General features: G+C 36.3%; 22 protein-coding genes. 15 read left to right on the top strand and 7 right to left on the bottom strand.

Features of this window, described 5'->3' with window-relative positions:
- The first annotated feature begins 197 nt into the window (after positions 1 to 197).
- Positions 198 to 1,352 (top strand): MFS transporter, encoded by a 1,155-nt coding sequence (locus FB379_RS13220; protein ID WP_066248068.1) that lies wholly within the window; start codon positions 198 to 200, stop codon positions 1,350 to 1,352.
- Between the two features lie 608 nt (positions 1,353 to 1,960).
- On the opposite strand, the gene FB379_RS13215 is transcribed toward FB379_RS13220, so the two are convergent.
- From FB379_RS13215 to FB379_RS13195, 5 genes are all read right to left on the bottom strand, one after another.
- Positions 1,961 to 2,692, bottom strand: coding sequence for an ATP-binding cassette domain-containing protein (locus tag FB379_RS13215; RefSeq protein ID WP_158640201.1), 732 nt, complete (start codon positions 2,690 to 2,692; stop codon positions 1,961 to 1,963).
- Positions 2,693 to 2,705: 13 nt separating this feature from the next.
- Positions 2,706 to 4,442 (bottom strand): hypothetical protein, encoded by a 1,737-nt coding sequence (locus tag FB379_RS13210; RefSeq protein ID WP_144598181.1) that lies wholly within the window; start codon positions 4,440 to 4,442, stop codon positions 2,706 to 2,708.
- 15 nt (positions 4,443 to 4,457) lie between these two features.
- Positions 4,458 to 4,970: a stage II sporulation protein M gene (locus tag FB379_RS13205; RefSeq protein ID WP_158640200.1), complete on the bottom strand. Its 513-nt coding sequence runs from the start codon at positions 4,968 to 4,970 to the stop codon at positions 4,458 to 4,460.
- Between the two features lie 86 nt (positions 4,971 to 5,056).
- The gene (locus tag FB379_RS13200; protein ID WP_063388392.1) at positions 5,057 to 5,242 is read right to left on the bottom strand and encodes a hypothetical protein; all 186 of its coding nucleotides are present in this window, start codon (positions 5,240 to 5,242) and stop codon (positions 5,057 to 5,059) included.
- 16 nt (positions 5,243 to 5,258) lie between these two features.
- Positions 5,259 to 5,939: a YIP1 family protein gene (locus FB379_RS13195; RefSeq protein ID WP_144598180.1), complete on the bottom strand. Its 681-nt coding sequence runs from the start codon at positions 5,937 to 5,939 to the stop codon at positions 5,259 to 5,261.
- Between the two features lie 877 nt (positions 5,940 to 6,816).
- On the opposite strand from FB379_RS13195, the gene FB379_RS13190 reads away from it, so the two are divergent.
- The 13 genes from FB379_RS13190 (at position 6,817) to FB379_RS13135 (ending at position 17,619) form a co-directional block, all read left to right on the top strand.
- Entirely contained in the window at positions 6,817 to 7,422 is a 606-nt protein-coding gene (locus FB379_RS13190; RefSeq protein ID WP_063388394.1) for a response regulator, read from the top strand.
- A gap of 338 nt (positions 7,423 to 7,760) precedes the next feature.
- Positions 7,761 to 7,964, top strand: coding sequence for a hypothetical protein (locus FB379_RS13185; RefSeq protein WP_063388395.1), 204 nt, complete (start codon positions 7,761 to 7,763; stop codon positions 7,962 to 7,964).
- 91 nt (positions 7,965 to 8,055) lie between these two features.
- Positions 8,056 to 9,018 carry an ATP-grasp domain-containing protein gene (locus FB379_RS13180; protein ID WP_144598179.1) on the top strand — a complete coding sequence of 321 codons (963 nt, stop codon included), beginning with the start codon at positions 8,056 to 8,058 and terminating at the stop codon, positions 9,016 to 9,018.
- A 20-nt stretch (positions 9,019 to 9,038) separates the two neighbouring features.
- Positions 9,039 to 10,133 (top strand): hypothetical protein, encoded by a 1,095-nt coding sequence (locus tag FB379_RS13175; RefSeq protein ID WP_144598178.1) that lies wholly within the window; start codon positions 9,039 to 9,041, stop codon positions 10,131 to 10,133.
- A 373-nt stretch (positions 10,134 to 10,506) separates the two neighbouring features.
- Positions 10,507 to 10,800 (top strand): UxaA family hydrolase, encoded by a 294-nt coding sequence (locus FB379_RS13170; protein ID WP_232515603.1) that lies wholly within the window; start codon positions 10,507 to 10,509, stop codon positions 10,798 to 10,800.
- Positions 10,790 to 11,944 (top strand): UxaA family hydrolase, encoded by a 1,155-nt coding sequence (locus FB379_RS13165; protein ID WP_066248079.1) that lies wholly within the window; start codon positions 10,790 to 10,792, stop codon positions 11,942 to 11,944. Before FB379_RS13170 ends, FB379_RS13165 begins: the two co-directional genes overlap by 11 nt.
- A 13-nt stretch (positions 11,945 to 11,957) precedes the next feature.
- Positions 11,958 to 12,914 (top strand): hydroxyacid dehydrogenase, encoded by a 957-nt coding sequence (locus FB379_RS13160; RefSeq protein WP_144598177.1) that lies wholly within the window; start codon positions 11,958 to 11,960, stop codon positions 12,912 to 12,914.
- A gap of 14 nt (positions 12,915 to 12,928) precedes the next feature.
- Positions 12,929 to 13,990: an Ldh family oxidoreductase gene (locus tag FB379_RS13155; RefSeq protein ID WP_130157224.1), complete on the top strand. Its 1,062-nt coding sequence runs from the start codon at positions 12,929 to 12,931 to the stop codon at positions 13,988 to 13,990.
- A complete protein-coding gene (locus FB379_RS13150) occupies positions 13,983 to 14,696 on the top strand; it encodes a FadR/GntR family transcriptional regulator (RefSeq protein WP_144598176.1) in 714 nt (237 codons plus the stop codon). Before FB379_RS13155 ends, FB379_RS13150 begins: the two co-directional genes overlap by 8 nt.
- Positions 14,697 to 15,011: 315 nt before the next feature.
- Positions 15,012 to 15,140, top strand: coding sequence for a hypothetical protein (locus FB379_RS19035; RefSeq protein ID WP_277874807.1), 129 nt, complete (start codon positions 15,012 to 15,014; stop codon positions 15,138 to 15,140).
- 220 nt (positions 15,141 to 15,360) lie between these two features.
- A complete protein-coding gene (locus tag FB379_RS13145; RefSeq protein ID WP_144598175.1) occupies positions 15,361 to 15,825 on the top strand; it encodes a GNAT family N-acetyltransferase in 465 nt (154 codons plus the stop codon).
- A gap of 226 nt (positions 15,826 to 16,051) precedes the next feature.
- Entirely contained in the window at positions 16,052 to 16,492 is a 441-nt protein-coding gene (locus FB379_RS13140; protein WP_063388404.1) for a MarR family winged helix-turn-helix transcriptional regulator, read from the top strand.
- Between the two features lie 35 nt (positions 16,493 to 16,527).
- Positions 16,528 to 17,619 (top strand): SDR family NAD(P)-dependent oxidoreductase, encoded by a 1,092-nt coding sequence (locus FB379_RS13135; RefSeq protein ID WP_144598174.1) that lies wholly within the window; start codon positions 16,528 to 16,530, stop codon positions 17,617 to 17,619.
- A 663-nt stretch (positions 17,620 to 18,282) separates the two neighbouring features.
- Here the strand turns inward: FB379_RS13135 and FB379_RS13130 are convergent.
- Together FB379_RS13130 and FB379_RS13125 are read right to left on the bottom strand one after the other, a co-directional pair.
- Positions 18,283 to 18,693 carry a DUF5367 family protein gene (locus FB379_RS13130; protein ID WP_144598173.1) on the bottom strand — a complete coding sequence of 137 codons (411 nt, stop codon included), beginning with the start codon at positions 18,691 to 18,693 and terminating at the stop codon, positions 18,283 to 18,285.
- Entirely contained in the window at positions 18,690 to 19,274 is a 585-nt protein-coding gene (locus tag FB379_RS13125) for a TetR/AcrR family transcriptional regulator (RefSeq protein ID WP_144598172.1), read from the bottom strand. Before FB379_RS13125 ends, FB379_RS13130 begins: the two co-directional genes overlap by 4 nt.
- Before the next feature lie 225 nt (positions 19,275 to 19,499).
- Here FB379_RS13125 and FB379_RS13120 point away from each other — a divergent pair, with 225 nt between their 5' ends.
- Positions 19,500 to 19,820 carry a MazG nucleotide pyrophosphohydrolase domain-containing protein gene (locus FB379_RS13120; protein ID WP_063388408.1) on the top strand — a complete coding sequence of 107 codons (321 nt, stop codon included), beginning with the start codon at positions 19,500 to 19,502 and terminating at the stop codon, positions 19,818 to 19,820.
- Positions 19,821 to 20,057 lie beyond the last annotated feature (237 nt).

Raw genomic sequence — 20,057 nt, 5'->3', positions numbered from 1 at the left:
CGTATCTCGAATTATTTAAAAGAGTTACTTTTTTGTTAAACGAAAAGAACTCTTCTCATCCTCGGTAATTTGTTTTCCATATAAGGATGTCATTCATTGTATAGGCTGCATTATTGAATATGAACCGGCCGATGCTCTCAGTAAACATTTAAAAAGATGACTTCAACAATAAAAGATAGCGGAGGAGTAGTCACTATATGTTACGTTTATTCATTATTTTTGTAGCTACAGCAAATGCGTTCATTGTTCTTTATGCACCACAGCCTCTACTCCCGTTGTGGACTCAAGAATTTAATATATCGATAGCAACGGCAAGCTCAGCTATTTCGATTACCATTATTTCATTAGCCGTGTCATCTTTTGTATTTGCTCAATTATTGGACCAATGGGATCGAAAAAAAGTTATTCTTTTTGCAAGTATATTATTAATTTTTCCGAGTATGATGATTTACATTAGTGAATCATTTTCATCAATTTTATTTTGGAGATGTATGTATGGTCTCATCATACCTGGCATCTTGGCTGTGATGATGGCATATGTATCTGAAGAATTTCCTCTAAATCAACGTGGAAGAGTGATGGGAGTATATGTAAGTGCTAATGTGGCGGGCGGATTGCTGGGACGGGTTATTTCTGGACCGATAGCCGACACATTTTCCTGGAGGACTGTTTTTTCAATAATCGCGGTGTATTCCATGGTCGTTGCTTTTTTAGTTTGGAAATATCTCCCTAAACCTAACTATCAAAGAGAAAGGAAGAAACAAAGTTTTGGCATACATTTTAAAAATCCTGCTCTGATAGGTACATTCACTATAGGTTTTTCGCAATTCTTCGCATTTATTAGCTTTTTCACATATATTCCTTTTTATGTTGCTCAACCTCCTTTTCAGTTAAGCAATACACAAATTTCGTTGCTTTATGCTACATATGCGTTCGGCATTTTCTCCGCTCCTATAGCCGGCATGATATCTGATAAGATTGGCCGGCGTTGGACAATGAGTATGGGGCATATTCTTGGCGGAATCGGTATTTTCATAACGCTTTGGCCAACGATTCCTGCGCTTGTTGTGGGATCATCATTGTTGACGCTCGGAAATTTTGCTTCTCAATCAGCAACAACAGCTTATGTGACAGATATGGCCGCCGATTCACGGGGAGCTGCTACGTCTTTATATTTGGTGTTTTTCTATTTAGGAGGAAGCCTCGGCGGTTGGATTCCCGGCCTTTTATGGGAAAATTACGGATGGCATGGTGTCGTTTTTTTAACAATTGGAACAATCATTTTGGCACTATTAAGTAATTTATTTCTCGCAGGAAGAACCCCAGGGAGATTGAAAGTTTCTGAATTATGATATGAACAAAACAGTATTATTTCCTTGCCGAATCATAGTGAATATTTATGACTAAAATAAGGATTCTTTTTCCACAATGGGATTGTCCCGAAAGTCATTGAAACTTGACTTGTATCGTCTCCTTAATGAATTAAGGTGAAGCAGACGGGAACATACTGCGATTTGATTTTGAGCCACTGTGTATGCTTTTTCAGCCAGGAAGACAGTTAGCTAATTCAGCCTTGTTAGCTTACCTACCACTCAACGTAAAGTTTTTCGTTTGATCGGTGGTGCATGAAAGATTTTTCCCCATGGTTTTCTTAACTTTATAAGAACTTCATTTTATTGTTCGATTAAGTGTAACTTTTCGAATAGGAACCACCTTTTCCAAGGGTTATGTACTTTATCATTTTTGAACATTGTTAGTGTGGTGGAATCATCGGATTTATTTGCAATGGTAGCGATTTAAAATATAAATCTAACGATGATACCTCCCAAAATAAATAAACTAAATATGAGATACCATATACTTTCGCTTCGGTTTTCTTTCCATCCCTTAATTGCGTAATAAAAGGCAAATGCAAAAAGTATAAAGAGAAGTATATCCCCAATATATTTGAACACATTCCTCATCCTTCCTCAGTTGAAAATACATTTAAATAATATTCCTCAAGACTGCTAGCTGTCTCTTTGATCTCGGAAATAGATATATTATTTTTTAATATTTTCCCATTGGAAATTAAAATAATTGAATCACAACATCTTTCACAAACCTCTAGTTGGTGTGTAGACATAAAAATACTGCATCCATTTTGTGCGTATTGAATTAAGATGTTTTTAATATCTTTCATACTGACAGGGTCAATTCCTGATAAATACTCATCTAGCAAAAGCAGCTTCGGTTTTTTCATTAATAATGGAATAAGATTGAGTTTCTTTTTCATCCCAAGCGAATAATTGAAAATTTGCTTATTTAAGGAATTTAATAATCCCAATAACTGGAGCATTTCTTTAATTTCCGGACTGTCTATATCAAAATTTAATAACTCGCTCATGAATTTTAAATATTCTTTTCCGGTCAGCACGGAAAATAATAATGGGGCATCAGGAAGTAACATGATTTCTTTTTGATCCAGATCTGACAGTTTTACACCATTGACGTAAATTTCTCCATCATCGTAGCCGGTCAATTCAGATAAAATTCTAAAGGTTGTGGTTTTCCCCGCTCCATTTGGCCCGAGAAATCCGACAATTTTATTTTCAGCAATTTCAAACGTTGCTTGATCTAATATTTTTTTCCCATTTTCAATTTTGGTCAGATTATGGACTTTCAATAAATAATCAGAAGATGCTGCTCCCACTGGATTTTCACTCCTAATAAATAAATTGTTTTTTATTTAGCTTTCTTTTTACTAATAAAAGTGATATAAAGAGCATTCCGAATAGATAAATAGCAAGAAAAATAGGATTGATGAACAAATATTGTGATTTAGTTAAATAACCCATGATAAATAAAACCATGGGGATTGTCATACTAGGAAGTATGATAAATAAAGACATTGCATCTAAGATAGAATCGACCATTTTTTTATCGCCAAATTCATTCAATTCTTCAGCGTTTCGAAATTCAAAATGAGGATAGAAGGCGCTGGAAATATAATTTAAAGCGCCAAAAGCATTTAAAGCTAAAATTTGCATTGAGAGCAACCATATAATAGTAGTTAATGAAATGGGAGTGAGTATATAAACAATGAAATCACCTATTATGATTAAAGGAATTAACGTGATGATGTAGACAAAAAACTTTTGTTTAAATACATACCAAAGATTTTTTCCAGCATTTAAATAAATTAAGACATTGGTGCCATCACTTTCTAAGGCCATTCCCCCTATAAAATGCTGATAATGACGTTCCGCCAAAAAATAAATATGGTACAAAATAAAAAATGAAAGTACTAATTGCTGCACTTTGTACTCATCATCTAAATTGGCGAGCAATCCGCTAAATATGCCAACAGAAAACCAATAAACGAAATCGCCAAACATATACGGAAGCCTCTTTTGAAAAAAGCTCGATCTAATAAATAAAAGAATCGTAAAAGCTTTTTTCTTTAAAAACGGCACTTTTAATAACGGGGAAGGCAGCCGATCAAAATACTCCGCTGATCGCCTGTTGGGGTTTTCTTTAAAAAGAATGATAAATAACAAGTAAAATACCATAGTAAACATACACATCAATATCGTGCCAATATATGTATATAGAGAATTAGCAGTGAAAATATCAAAAAAGCTTAAATTGATTTTGATCGTCGTTACACTGTCAAACAGAATTTCCCAACCTTTGTTAGACCATTTTTCAAATGACTCGGATGTGGGATTTTCTTTAATAAAGGGAATATCAATAAGCCATCCTGTAAACTTTGCAGCGAAAAAATAGCCTATTGAAAATATGATCATTCTTGATATGACAATTTTGGCTACTTTGTTTACGAAAGGTTTTTCTATTATAAACTTGTATACATAAAATGTGTGCGAAAAAGAGACAGCAATGCTGACAAACAAATATAAAGAAAAGCTGAGCAGTGTTAATCCAATTACCATAGATATGTTTAAACCGATTGCGTATGATAAGCTAAAAAGCAATGTTAAAATATGTATGATGAAACTTCTTATGTTCCAGCAGATTGTTTCGAAAATAACCATAGAGTTGGCTTTACTTAAACTCAATTTAAAATGTGACAACAGCCACTCCTTGTCCATTGAGCTTAAATTCCACTTGGAAGCTTTTATGCCAGCAATAACAGAGAAAACTATTACATATACAAAATAAAACTGCCAGAGAATATAAACATTGTTGTTAATTTGGGAAATTTTTTGCAATAAAAAGTCCAAAAATGGCGCACCTGTCGTTGCTGTATGTAAAAATTCATTCATAATTACCAGTTTTAATACAGCATATGCAGAAAAAAAATAAAAAATAGCCTCTATGACATCAAGAAAAAAAGCTATGATCGCAAATATATATCCTGAATACCCTCTTCTATTTAAAAATTTACTCCATTGATTTTTCCATCTTATATAAATCTTCCATTTAATCCATGCTGCTCTCATTTTGACTCCCGACTTTCATAAATTTAATGTAATCAATCCCTCTACAATGGAAGCTAGAAGGATTCCTATAATTACCATTACGACATGTTTTAATAAAAATTTCAACCCATATTTTCTATTAAAATAAAATGTAAATCCTAAAAAGCCGATAGCTCCTGCTAATAAAAAAAAGGGGATTTCAAATATTCCATGAGGTATAACCTTTAAAAATATATTTAATAAAGGTTGATCAGATAAAATAAGATGAGTTAGACCTGCTCCGATAGATATGCCATTAAAGAGTAAATAAATAAACGTAGGAATCCCAAATGTAAATAAACCCAGCATTAAAACTAGACAAACAAGTATATTATTTAAAAAAATAGAATACACTGAGTACCAGCCAGCTTTATAAGTTCTTTGGAGCTCAGCTGCCTCCTCCATTTGAGGCGAAGTCGAAAAAATTATCATGACCCCAATAATTAAACCTATACCAAATACAATGGCAGAAAGGATAAAAGTGTTTCGTAGACGGGAAAAATAGTTCAACATCACTCACTCGCTAACTTTTTCTTAAATTAAATAGAAGGTAGGATAGAGAAAGACTAACGGCTCTCTATCCTATCCTAAAAACATTATGCTACTACAGCTTTTTTGCCTCCGGCTCTTAGAGCTATCTGCAAGGCTTTTAATGTGAGACCTGCTCCGGTTATCAATGTCAAGAATGAAGCTATTCCTAAACCGGCGTCCAAAAATGCGGCAATAGTATTTGCAGTAGTTTCATTAATGCCATAAGCAACTAAAAGATCAAGTTCCAACATTATAATTCACCTCCTTTCAAATAAGTTCAATTAGTGTGTTAAATATAATTATTACTGGGAATAATATGGAAACTATCTTTGTTAAAGACTGCTTTGTAACAATTGTTAAGCTTAAACAAATTAGAAATAATGACCACAAATTAAATAATTCAATTTTCGATAAAAATATTTGCACAAATTGATTCATGTTTAATCCTGAAAATAGGTAGGCCAAGCTGGTGACAGGAATATGATATTGAGACGGATCAGATAACACGTATTTTATACCGAGCCCCAAAACAACAGGGGATTGAGCGATGATGACAAATCTCAATAATTCCCTGAATTTTACTTTCAATTTTACGATGGAGAGAACTATTTTTATTAAGGCTGTAAGTAAAAGAATATTAACGAAAAATAAGAAGACTTGCATAATTGCGGCAAAAATAGTAAGAGCATTTTTAAACGATTGTGATGGATTGTTTCCTAAAAGATCTGCTATATATTCGGATTCCAATAAATTTTGACTTATAACAATACTTATTGCGGCAAACAATATAACTAATGTCAAAGTAGCTAGTATTCCTAGTTTTTTTTCATTATGTATGTTCAATAAAGTTTTTTGCGGCGAATAAATGATTTTAAATGGATAAAATATCCTTTTGATAAAAACATGACTAGGGTTTCTTACCAATTGCTCTTGCTCTTCAAGACGCATTATCAAATCACCTGCTTACATAATTTAATGAGTTTTCGATATTTATTTGCTAAAAAACAATGTCAATATTTCATATGATCACAATGCTCCGGCTTGTTGTTTAAAGTTTTAGAGAGAAGAGAAGAATTGATATATTTTTGGTAGAATTTACAATTTATTCTTCTTAATTCAAAATATATTACAAATCTTCTAAAAAAACATCGGTATTTTCCACAAAAAATGATGTGGAAAATACCTATTTTTAGAAAAAACAATGAAAAAAACTGTCATTTAGTGTAAAATTTTTACTATAAATACTAGTTGAAGGAGGGATAAAAAGCGAGAATCGATAGGATTCACTGAACTTTGCATTCGCAAAAGAAAAGATTGGATTTGGATGTGTTCTCTCACTTGTGTATATATGAAAAACAGACGGACAGTTAACGGAAAAGTAAATGAGTTTTTGAAAAAAACACTTGTTTAGCTCTAAGCTTGAAAAAAGGCATCTTTAAACTGTTGCGCCTTTAGAGGAAAATGATTTGGAAACGAAGATTATTTTTTTCGAGATGTGTATACGCTTTTAGTCTATAATCGCTAATTGTTTATGCTGGTGCCAATGTACATCTGATTTTAGTGAAGCTAGTCTAAATACATTCTGTTCTAATTGAAATTTTTTTAATGGAAATTTTGTGAATTATTCTCACATCTGTTCTCTTCAATATTTTTTAGACTTATAAAATGCTTTAAAAATAAAAGGGTGTTTATATTGAGTTTTCCGAAAAAATCAATTAGGGTGAGTGACGATCTAAAATCTTCGAAGAAGATGGCTACGCTTAAATGCAGTCAGAACTGGGCATTGTAACTTCCTGATAACTTTGCCGAGATTAGGATGATTGAAATGAAAATTAAAGTACTACTGGTAGATGATCACTTACTAGTCTTGTTAGGAATCAAACAATTATTAGAACACGAATCAGATCTTGAAGTTGTAAATACCATTTGCGACCCTGCCGGCATCAATGCAGCAATATCAAAAAATCATCCGGATGTTGTGGTAATGGACATAAGAATGAAAGGCTACAATGGAATTGAGTTGACAAAGAAATTAATCGAAAGCTATCCGAATCTGAAGATTGTCATATTATCAGCTTATAACGATGATGAATATATTGACGCATCTTATCATGCCGGTGCTTATGCGTTCATTACGAAGGAAAACTCTGCTACAGAACTTGCAAATGCGATCAGACAAAGTTTTTTGGGCAACAATATCATTCCTAGAAAAAAAATAGAATATCAGAATCACTATTTAACCAAAACTGAGTTAGAAATTTTAAAGCTGATTTCTGAAGATAAAACGAACGCAGAGATCAGTGATATTTTGATGGTAAGCAGAAGAACGGTCGAACACCATGTTTCATCAATTATTAAAAAGCTGAATGTGTACTCAAGAGTTGGTGCAGTGGTAAAAGGAATAAAACTGGGACTATTAAAAACTATTTAAAATCGATATATTTTGTTCAAACCGGAAGCCTACATTCCAGCATGTAGGTATTCAAGACATAGATATTGTGTCTGAACTCAATTGCGCTTTAAACAACAAAACCGCTGTACCGTGTGTGAGAGTGTCTATCAAACATAGTGATTCTCTTATTTTTTAAAGCCGAAATGTATAAACTTGACTTTTCCAGGTGGAGGATTTAGCAAAAAGACCTATTTGTTCTCTCAATTTCATTCTTAAGCACTATTCAGAATAGGACATTTTATCTATAGGAAGATAAAGGTAAATATGTTATTTTTAAACAGAAAATTTTTTAATATTTTGAATAGGAGGAATCAAAAATGAAAAAGAAATTGTTTATTGAAGAATTGGAAGTAAGGCAATCTAGCTCTCCGTTATTTGTAAGCCCTATTGTGGATCCGGGATATGCCACAACGTTAGCTTTAGGCGAAGAAGGAGGATATACAACTCAAGCTATCGGGGAAGAGGGCGGACCAATTGTTACCACATATGCACTTGGCGAAGAAGGCGGTTTTATAAAATAGGTTTTGTTAAAAGTTGGACAAGCGCCCCAGAGAATGTTTTCTGGGGCGATAAAATTCGGAAAATTCTCATTTATTTCATCGGAGGTGCGAAATGGCGGAAGTATCTGTTGGTATTATCGGTTCACAATTTGAAAGGCATTGTCTTTATTTACAAAAGGAATTGGTTCGACAAGGCGCCCAAGCATTCATTTTAGATAATTCGCCGGATGTCCCCTACCCCTTAAGCTTTGGCGGTGAAGACAGCCATTATGAAAACCGTGATTTATCGGAAACGAACGTTTACTTTTTGAGAGCATTATTTGTTCCTACTCCTGCATTCGATACTTCTCAAATAAAGGAACAAATCAAGGAGAATGGATTTTTGGCATATGCGGCGGAGCGGGAGAGATATGCTGCTTGGCTGTCTTGGTTAAAATCTTCCTCTTACTTCGGCAGACTCATCGTCAATCCTGTTGATACACTGCTCATTCATTTTGCAAAGCCTTATCACCTTGAGTGTCTAAGAAGAGCAGGTATTCCCGTTCCTAAAACGTTAGTAACCAGCAATCCGGAAAAAGTTTTGGAATTCAGCCATAACTGCGATGTCATCTATAAACCTGTTGCTGGAGGAGCATTGTGCCGTCTATTGACAGAGGAAGATAAAAAACCTGAAAGATTAGAAGCATTGAGCACAGCACCGGTGCAATTCCAAGAATACATACAAGGCCAGGATGTACGTGTATTTGTCCTGGACGGAAAAGTCATCGCATCATTTATCATTGAGGGAGAAGGAATTGATTATCGTGAAGGCGCCCATCAAGTCAAACCCTTTGAGATAACGCCAGAGATCGCTCAGTTATGTATAGAGGCATGCGAAACATTAGGGCTTATTTTCAGCGGAATTGATTTAAAACTACGTCCAGACGGTTCTGTTATATGCATTGAATGTAATCCAAGCCCAATGTTCGAAGGATTCGATCGGGTTGCCCCTGTTTCAATTGTTTCCCAGCTGGCTTCATACTTGATCCAACAAGCCATTCTTAAAGAGGAAAATAAACTGAAAGTGAGAAACTGACGTTTGGAGAGGGAGTATTTGTGAATTACTCACAGTCATTTCAAAAACCGTTAGTATACAAAATAGGAAAGATAAAAGAAGATCGGTACTGGATTGAACGACCGGATGGACTTTTATTGCAAATAGATAACTATTCAAAAAAATTGTTGGAGCAGTTGGCAAACAAAGAGCCTATATCTTCTATTGCAGATAAAATGGAAGTATCGGAGAAGGAAATTTTACTATTTCTTGAAAAGTTAGGCATCGATAAGGATGCAGCCTTTTCCCTTATTGAAGAAAAACAATCTGATTTTGAGCCGGATCAAAAGCCGCTCATAACCTATTACAATCCTTGGCTGGAGCGTAAATGGTTTAACTGGATTACCGCAGGTGCTGTTTTGATTTCGATCATCAGCACCGTTTTGTTCATGATCAACACTCCATTTTTTCTCGTCACTGATCTAAAAGGTCAATGGATCATCGCCGGAGTTTTAACATTTTCAGTCCTCATCCATGAGCTTGGGCACTTATTAACAATGCCGCGTACAGGGAACATTTCCATTTCTGTTCAATGGTCCGGGCCTGTCCCGTTATTTAGCATTGTTTGCAATGAAGCTTGGAAGCTATCAAAATGGCAGCGCATGCGGATCAACATCGCGGGCTTTACGGCAGATTTGATTGTATGCGGATTAACATCAGTGATCGGCTTATGCTTTGCACAGCTTTCACCATGGATTTGGTCCTTTCTTATTGTTCATATGTTTAGAATGCTGTTTGCGATTTTCCCGCTGCTTCCTGGAGACGGCTACTGGATGATCGTTGATCTATTGAATCAGCCGAATTTGTGGAAAAATGCAATAGATCAACTAAAGAAATTGAAAATTAATTTGCTTTCCTTCTATGCTTTTGTGCGGATTGCCTTTCATATCTTTATTTGGATTTTATATACGTATTTCATTTTTTTGTGGTCAGCTATCATATTCACAAGGCCGTTTGAAGACGTTCTTTTATTCTTTTTACAGCCTGCGCCGTTGTTGTTATTCCTGAACCTTTTCTATCAGTTGATTTTCATTACTTCCCTCGGAATCAAGCATATAAGGCGGCTGGGCAAGGCGGAACGGGCTCTGGAACGGTAACGATTTTTCGCCATTTTATGAAAATCATAACTTAATGATTCGCCATAAACGGCTCTCGAGTTGTTGAAAAGATTGCAAGAGTGGAATTTTTGAATGATTATTCCCGGAACGGAGCCAATCTTGAACATAATTTAATTGATTTTTTTTGAAAAAATATTGACAAAAAATTCAATCCATGGTAATCTTTAAACCGCAGTAAATCAATAGGAATAATTTAGGTTCGATCAGACGACTGAAGGGCCTTGCAATGCTTGGAAATAATATATTTTCAGGCGTGCAAGGCCTGTTTTTATTTAATTTAAAGAAATTGGTTGGACCATTGAATGTCTGAACCAAATGCGTTGTAAAAAAGGAAATGGAGGGGTGGTTCATAGTGTCACACAAGTTTTTAGTACATAATGTCGGCGATTCTGTGGGAGTCGCAATAGAAGACATTGAAGCAGGCGAGCAAATCCAAGGGGTCATCTTAGAAGACGATTCAGTTGTTTCAGTAGAGTCTAGAGATTTTATTCCTCTTGGTCATAAGATTGCTTTAGTGGATTTGGATGAAAACAGCAAAGTAATTGAATATCGCGTACCGATTGGTGTAGCTACAAAAAAAATCTATAAAGGGAGCTATGTTCATACTCATAATTTAAAAACGGCGAGGTGGAAATATGGAGAATAAAATTTGGGGTTATCGCAGAGAGAACGGAAGAGTTGGTATTCGGAATCATGTAGTGATCATGCCTGTCGATGACATTTCTAATGCGGCAGCAGAAGCGGTTGCTAAAATTGTTCCTGGTACTTTAGCGATCCCGCATGCATACGGGCGATTACAATATGGGCCGGATTTAGACTTGTTTTTTAAAACGATTATCGGCAACTGTTCTAATCCAAATGTAGCAGCTGTTGTTGTGATTGGTATTGAGCCTAACTGGACAAATCGAATTGTTGAGGAGGTACAAAAAACAGGCAAGCCGGTAGCCGGATTTTCAATTGAACGTTATGGCGATTTGTCTACGATTGAAAAAGCAGCTCGAACAGCACAAAAATTTCTGCAGGATGCTTCTGAAATTCGCAGAGAGCCTGTGGAATTATCAGAAATTTTAGTAAGTATTAAATGCGGAGAGTCGGATACGACAACCGGGTTAGGATCATGCCCTACGGTAGGAAATGTAGTTGATCGTTTAATCGACGAAGGCGGAACTGTTTTGTTCGGTGAAACCTCCGAATTAACTGGCGGCGAGCATTTAATTGCAGAGCGTTGTGCCACTCCAGAAGTAAAACAAAAATTTTTAAGCCTTTATCAAAACTATGTTGAAGAAATCGCATCAAAAGGTGTTGATCTGCTTGGCAGCCAGCCGACAGAAGGAAATATAAGAGGCGGCCTCACAACAATTGAGGAAAAGGCGCTCGGCAATATCGAAAAAACAGGCACAAAACCGGTGGTTGATGCTTTAGGACCTGCGGAGGCTCCAGTAAAAGCGGGATTGAATTTTATGGATACCTCCTCTGCAGCAGCTGAATGCATTACTTTAATGGCAGCTGGAGGGGCGGTCGTACATTTCTTTCCTACCGGTCAAGGCAATATAATTGGTCATCCAATAGTACCCGTTATTAAGCTTTCGGCAAATCCAATTACAGTTTCTACTATGTCAGAGCATATCGATGTAGACGTTACAGGATTATTGAAACGGGAATATAATCTCCAGCAGGCTGGCGATTTGCTGCTTGATATTTTGATCCGAACAATAAACGGACGTTTAACTGCAGCGGAAACATTAGGGCATAGAGAATTTGTTTTGACGAAACTTTATCGCAGTGCATGAGCGGAGGAAAGTAATGAAAATACTAATCTCTGAATATATGCCTGAATCCGGGATTAACAGGATGAGGAAAATAGCGGAGGTCGAATACAATCCGGATTTATGGAGAAATAAACAGGAATTAATAAACAAAATAATAGATGCAGACGCATTAGTCGTTCGAAACCAGACAATTGTTGATCAGGAAATACTGGATGCAGGGAAAAAATTAAAGGTAATCGGCAGATTAGGAGTCGGGCTTGATAATATAAATTTACTTGCAGCAAAACAACGTAATGTAAAAATCGTCTCCGCCAAAAATGCCAATTCGGTTTCAGTAGCAGAATATGTTATGGCCGTTATTTTAACGGCATCGAGGCCTATCATACAAGCCGGAGAAGACGTTAAAAAAGGAAATTGGAATAGGAAATTATTTACGGGAAATGAGATATACGGGAAAACATTGGGATTAATCGGAACGGGAGAGATTGGCCACAGGCTTGCTAAAAGAGCCATTGCATTTGGAATGAAAGTGATCGGCTATGATCCTTATATAAGAGAATTCGATTATCCTTTTTCTGAAACGGGGATTACAAAGGTTGAATTAGCAGAGGTCTTAAAAGAGTCCGACTTTGTAAGCATTCATGTTCCGCTAACGAATGAAACAAGAAATTTACTTAGTACGAAAGAATTTAACTTAATGAAAAAAAATGCAATTATTATCAACACTTCTCGCGGGGGAATTATTGATGAATCCGCCTTATTCAAGGCGGTGGAATCCGGGCAAATAGCTGGTGCTTACTTAGATGTACTTGAGAATGAGCCGGTCGAAAAAGACTATTTTCTATTAAACAGCAGCAAGATTACTGTAACTCCGCATATTGCTGGATTAACAGAAGAGTCCCAAGAACGAATCACTAACATTATTTCAGATGAAATTATGAAAGTACTTGAGGGAAAAGAATCACTATTTTTAGTTTCATCTGATTTTTAAAGGGTGAGTGAAGTTTGACTGTTTATGATGCGAAAGCTCTAAAAAAATTTGTTGAAGATGTTTTGGTGAAGCAAAACGTTAAAAAAGAGAATGCTGAAGTTGTAGCAGATTCATTAATAAGGGCAGATCTTGAAGGTATCACAAGCCACGGAATCAGCAGATTGCCGATCTATTCAAAACGTTTAAAAGAGGGGCGGATTAATCCGACCCCGTCCATAAAAATACAAAAAAAAGGGTTATCCATTTTAACTGTCGATGGAGATAACGGATTGGGCCAGATTGCATCATATTATGGCATTAAAGAGGGAATCAAAACAGCAAGAGAAACGGGAGTTGCTGCCATCGCCATTCGAAAAAGCAATCATTTTGGATGTGCATCATATTATTGCAAGGCAGCTTGCGATGAAAATCTTGCAGCAATTGTGATGACAAATTCTCCGCCTGGGATTCCGCCTTGGGGAGGCAAAAAAGCTTTCTTTGGAACGAATCCGATAGCATTTGGCTTTCCAGTCAAAAACGGACCGGATGTTATTATTGATATGTCTGCAAGCGTCGTTGCAAGAGGCAAAATTATAGAAGCGGCAAAGGAAGGAAAAGCCATTCCAAAAGGCTGGGCAATCGATCAAAGAGGCAATGATACGGAAGATCCTGCAGAAGCATTAAACGGAGCCGTTCTTCCTTCGGGAGGAGTAAAGGGGTATGGCTGGGCTTTGGCAGTGGAAATATTAACAGGGCTATTAACAGGTGCTGCTTACGGCCCACATGTCGAAAATATATATGACGATAACGGCCAAATAGCAAATGTAGGGCATTTTTTTATTTTAATCGATATAGAAAAATTTATGCCTGTCGATCAATTTACCTCTCTTCTGCAAAAAATGCTTTTGGAAATGAAAGCTGTTCCTAAAAAAGAAGAAGTCCATACAATTTTGTACCCTGGGGAACGAAGAGAACAATCTTATATTCATAAATTACATTGTGGTATTCATTTATCTCAGGAAGTGGAAAAGGATTTAGTGCAGCTGGCCAATCAGTTGCATTTGGAATTTCCTACCACAGGTGATCATTATGTTTGAAAATATTCGTTTTGATCGTTCCACTGTTCCGAATAAGATTGTTGAAGAATTGAAATCACTTATTCAAGAAAATAAGCTGAAACCCGGGGAAAAGCTGCCGTCAGAAAGAGAGCTTTCTCTTAAATTAAATGTGAGTCGAAATACAATAAGGGAAGCTTACAAAGTTCTCTCTACGCTCGGATTTATTGAAATTAAACAGGGGAATGGCGTTTTTGTAGCGGATGGAACGAATAATTTAGCTCAATTAGCCAATCATTACTTTGTCAAAAGCGACCAATTTGCAGATTTATTTGAAATAAGAATGTTCATTGAAACGCAAGCAGTAGTATGGACTGTTGAACGGGCATCCGATTCGGAAATTGACGTTTTGTATCAGTTTGTGAAAGAGACTGTACAATTAATCAGCGAAAATAAAGTGAATGAAAAGATATTGTCTGAACGAGATCACAAATTTCATATTAGAATTGCGGAGCTTTCCAAGAACGCAATTGCTTATCGGATAATGAACAGTCTCACTAGCCTTTTTAACAATATCAGGGTGGAGACATCTAAAATACCTGATCGGATGCACCATTCGTGGCTGGAGCACTTAGAAATTGTCGAAATGATCAAAAAGCGCGACATAATTAGGTCAAGGAAAAGCATGGAGAAGCATTTACAAAGTGTCGAGCAGACTTTAGAAAACGCAAAGAGGGATAACGGCTAACATATGACATTTAAGTTTATTTCCGAGAAAAAATCGACGGGTTCACCACTGTATTGTTCGGCCTCTTATCGGTAAATGAAAGCAAAACTCTATCACCCTTATATATGAGCTGATGTGCCTTAGCGCCGACGCTTGTCATTCGCTGATTTTTATAGCAAAAATATATTGTCAGGCGCCATTTTTTCCGAGATTCATTGAGATACTTCTTGTGCTATTTGGAATTGGCTGTGTTTTGAAAGGAAAAAGGCAGAGCTGCCAGCAGGAAAAATTCGCCTCACTTTCATTTATTAAGCTTCTTAATTATGAGCATAGGCTGTGCAGCCAGTCCGTCAGCGGTATCCGTTCGCTGGATTTTTTTATGATGATGAGGAACTTATCATAGAACCAGGCTATTTAAATTCTGAAGATTTTACGAAAGATGTACAAAATGAAACGGAAGCATAAACAAAATTAGCCGAAAAGACTAGAATCCGCAAATGACATGAAGGCCATTTTCTATTAAAATGATTTTAAGATTTAAAATAGATAGAAAATGGTAAGCAAAAACAACAGAGAAAGTTTTCTGTGCTGGCAACACCAAATCGAATAGTTTAATGGGGAGTGTTTTTGAACAGACGGGAGTCAGGATGCACTCCCCAGCTATTTACTATAGGGGGAAATTTTTGTGGCAGAAACAATTGCACCAATGACGGCAAAACATTTGGAACAATGTATTGAACTATATATGAAAGTTTTTAATCGTGACCCTTGGAATGAAAGCTGGACATATGAAACGGCTAAAGAAAGGCTTACAGATTTGCTGCATACTCCGAAATTTACAGGATTTTTTTGGGAAATCGATGGAACTCCCATTGGTTTTATAGCAGGGAACAGCAAGAAAACATATCAAGGAATAACTTTTTATTTAGCGGAATTATGCATCAATCATGAAATTCAAGGTAAAGGCTATGGCTCCAAGCTTCTCCAATATTTAGAGAAAGATTTACAAAAGAAACAAGTTAAAAGCATTTACCTCTTAACATCCACTGGAGGACTCGCAGAAAGCTTCTACAGAAAAAATGGTTATGCTGTGAATAACAATCGAATTGTGATGAAAAAAATTTGTTTTAGACAGTTTTTTCCTAGATGAAATTTTATCCAGCCAATTTTCGGTCTCCGCCAAAGAATCATGCAATCACTGTGCGCATATGAAACCGAATGAGATAATGTTTTAAAACGAGAAACGAATTCAAATTTTGTCAAGTGCTATTCCCCACGCTTATGTTTGGGGAAATTTTTTTGTGATTGACAAAAAATAATGGTAAATAGTTAAATATATTTAATTAAATATATTTAACTATTTATTGGGGGATTTTATGGTTAAAGACAGCATTGCGTTTATTGCAAATTATTTGTGGAGGGAATCGATTAAAAATTTACATATGCATTTGACGGAGGCGGAGATTAAAAAATTCAGCAGCAATGACTACTATTATTTAACGACTATTTACTATATGGGGAAACCCAATTTTTCTCAGGTGGCAGAAGCTTTGAACCTCACGAAGCCGGCTGTTTCAGCGATGATTAGAAAGCTGTCAAAAATGGGCCTTATAGAAAAAATACAATCGCAGGAGGACAAACGAGTTTATTATGTAAGTGTTACAGAAAAAGGAAAGAACATTGTCGAAGGTGATGAAAAGCTCTACAAGAAAATTGACTTGCAAATAAAAGAGTGTTTAGGAAGCGATCATAAATATGAATTTCTGGAAACTTTATTGGCAGAAATCGTTCGTTATTTGCAAAAAACAGATCGCTAATGCATCATATACATTTTTACATGGAGGAGCTGTTCATGAAAAGGAGTTTTGAGGGTAAATCCGTTATTGTCATAGGCGCTTCAGGGGGATTAGGTTCAAGCTTTGCAAAAGCTTTTGCCGATAAAGGTGCAAGGCTTCTTTTAGTTGGAAGGAATGAAGAAAAGGTTAAAAAGACAGCAGAGCAAATAACTGGAGATATAACAACAGCCGTTTTTGACATTACTGATTTACAATCGATTAAAGAACTGAAAAATATTGTAAAAAGGTGGTCGGCCCATATTGATATTGTCGTCAATGCTTCGGGTTATGACGTGAGAAAGTCTTTAGCTGAGCATAGTTATGAAGAAGCGAAAAACACGCTTGATATCAATCTTTTAGGAGCGATTCTTATAACGAAGGCATTCCTGCCGCATATGAGAGAACAAAAAGGCAGCACGATTATGCATATCGGGGGATTTGCAGATGGCCGCTTGGCTTTTCCATATTATAGTGTCGATGCTGTATCACGAGCAGGGCTGTTCACATTTATTGAAGCTGTAAACCGTGAATTGGAGTTGGAAGGTAGTCAAGCAAGGGTTGCCTTTTTTTCGCCAAGTCCTGCAGATACTGAAGCTGAAAGACCATTTCATCCGCTTTGGAGGAAAATGGGTGTTTCCATTATGCCTGTTGAAAAAGTGGCAGAGGATTTGCTTAAAACAATTGAAAAAAAGAAGACAGTACGAATTATGGGAGGGATGTCCACGATCCTTTTTGGCAAGGTTAACTCCATATCACCGAAGCTGGCTGATGCTATCATGATGAAAAAATATGGAAAAATGCTTCAACAATTTTTTTACAGGACAGAGGATTGCGGACAGCAAAAGCCGAATAGGCATAAAAGAGGCTATCTCCGCAAGATTGCTGTCATTCTTATTATTGCCTCGTTTATTTTGTATGGACTAGCCGCCGTTGTCCCATTGCTTCCGCTCACTCTTACTCAAAAAGCGGCGGATGTTCCGGCGCTGATTGCAATTGGCGAAATCGTTTGGTGGGCCGGGCTGGCAATCGCAGGTCGGGAAGTCGCTGCCAAGTACAAAAAATATCTTAATCCGTGCACTTGGTTTTCCTGTAAAAGAAAAACAATTTAAAGATTAGAAAAGTGCCATCAGCTGGAATTCTAAACTTTATGCGAGAAGTGAGGAGCTTGGAATTTTTTTTGCCAGATTGGCATATTCTTATTGTTAGTTGTTGGAATAGGATTCACTTCAAAATTATTGGGTAAATATAGTTTGTATTTTTTGCTGGCTCTCACTTTTACAGCTTTAATTTTTGCTGTTCTAAATACGAATGATTTTAGTAATCGGCCTTCTTATATGTTGTTTTATTTGGGACAGTTTGTCTAGCTTCAATGATAAAATTGATGATCCAAACGTATAAGTTAAAATAAAAGGTTCTTCGGAGCTTTATCAGGTAGACGGCAGCTTATAAATAGCGTAAAAGGACATTTTGAAATTCTTTTTAATGAGAAAGACGTCCTCAACATCTATCTTGCTTTCTTCTAAATGTTGATTCGGTTATTAGGCAGGCGGCAGCATGGATTACTTAAATAAGGAAAAGAAAAGACTCACGTTTTGATAAGGTGAAATCCCTTTAAATTCGAACAGTCATACAATGCCCTAAAGGGGCTGTCTTAGAAAGTCAAATCGTCATTGATAACCACGATATATCAACATTTCTAAAACATTAATGGGGGCGTCAATAAGCCGTAAAAACGACTTATTAGACACCCCATTTTGTGATTGCATTTTAATTCATTCGGTTTTAAGCTTCTTTTTCATTAATTCATTTATTATGGCAGGTATTAATAAATACAATGCGTAGGCAAAAGACATCCATGCTGCAAAAGCGATAACCTGCGGCTCATCAAGCTTAGGAAAAATCAGCTGGTGGTTGGATAAAGAAAAAGTATCTAAAATTAAACCAACGATCGTGCCGATGAATCCAAATTTCAGCGGTGCATTTTCGGCTTTGTCAAACAATACATATAAATACGTGGCTCCTGCCAATAACACCCCTGTTCCAGCTATTAGCAAAGAGAGGCTGACAGCAAACTCCGCTGTACCCGGTCTGAAAAGAACGCTGTCCCCAAACATAACAAAAAACATTGTGGCAAAAAACCAAACAAAAACGCTCCAGCATGCTGTGTGCAAATATCCCTTCATTTGTTCTCCACCTCTTGTAAGCCGCTCAATGCTATAAATAATTTCTCAAGTTCTGCGTATGTTTTCTCTACCGGAAAATTTTTTGACAATAGAGCCTGTAAGGCGATTCCGTCTACAACAGCGTTTAAAATGATCGCCCATGTGTCAAGCGAAATTCCTTTAATTGGTGATAAAGGCCATATTTTTAATAAATTTTCCGCTAGAGCTTTATTTTCTTGTAAAATAATCCCCTCAAGCTGTTCCCTGATTTTATCATTATGAAAACCTGAAACGACGAGTGTTAAGAACAATTTATGAAAAAAAGAATCATGAGAACAACGGCTTTTCGCTGTCTCAATCGCTTGTTTAATGATGTTGCCGTCACTTTTCGATAATTCGTCCCAAGAACTGTCGCAAATATCTTTTACAATATCCAATAATAATTGTTCTTTTGTTCGAAAATGATAATAAACAGTCCCCTGCGTAACCCCTGCCGTTTCGGCGACTGCCCTCAATGTGAACTTTTCAATTCCGTTTTTGACTAAACACTTCTTCGCGGAACGAATTAATTCATTTTTACTAATAACATTCGGCTTTGCCATATGATCACTCCTTATTAGTTATTCATATAACTAACTTAACTCAAAAAAATTTACCGTTTATTCACTGATTCATTTTAGATTATACAAAATTCTTGACAGTACCACAATATAAAATGGTCATAATTACTATCTTTTCAAAAGTCATTTGAATTCTCTAATTTGAATATTGACAAGAAAAGAGTTTTCATGTGACTCTTTTTAAGAGAGAAAGGGCAGGTGAACAAAATGGATATCAATGAGTTTCAACAATGGGTGAAGGAGTATTATGACAGCAGGGGCTGGGCTGAATTAGATATTTTTGTCCGCATTGGATTTTTAGCCGAAGAAACGGGGGAAGTTGCCCGAGCTATAAGAGCGCTTGAAATTGGCAGAGACAGACCAGACGAATCAACAGGTTCAGTTGAGGAAAATAAACAGGCATTAATCGAAGAGCTGGGAGATGTGTTAGGAAACATCATAGTGATTGCAAACAAATACAATATTCCTTTGGAAGAAGTATTTCATTCACATAAAAAGAAGCTGTTAGATCGTTATTCTACTGTTTAAGTTTTATGTCTTAAAAATTCCGTAATAAGGTAAAATTGCGGCATCGCTGTTTCACGTGGTGAACGGATTCTTCCGTATTCTTTGATGCCGCAAACGATTGTTGAATAGATTGTGAAATCCATTTCTTTTTATGGTCGACCAATTGCAAATAAACTTTCTTTTCCGGGCAATAGGGGGGGATGCCCAATTTTCAAAAGTCATTAGCGATAAAAACGATTCCAAGGTTATTAGATAAAA

Origin of the sequence: Aeribacillus composti (assembly GCF_007827555.1) — a bacterium.
Classification (GTDB): Bacteria; Bacillota; Bacilli; order Bacillales; family Aeribacillaceae; genus Aeribacillus; species Aeribacillus composti.
The sequence above is the reverse complement of the archived record's forward strand: the minus strand, read 5'-3'. Positions and strand labels throughout refer to the sequence as shown.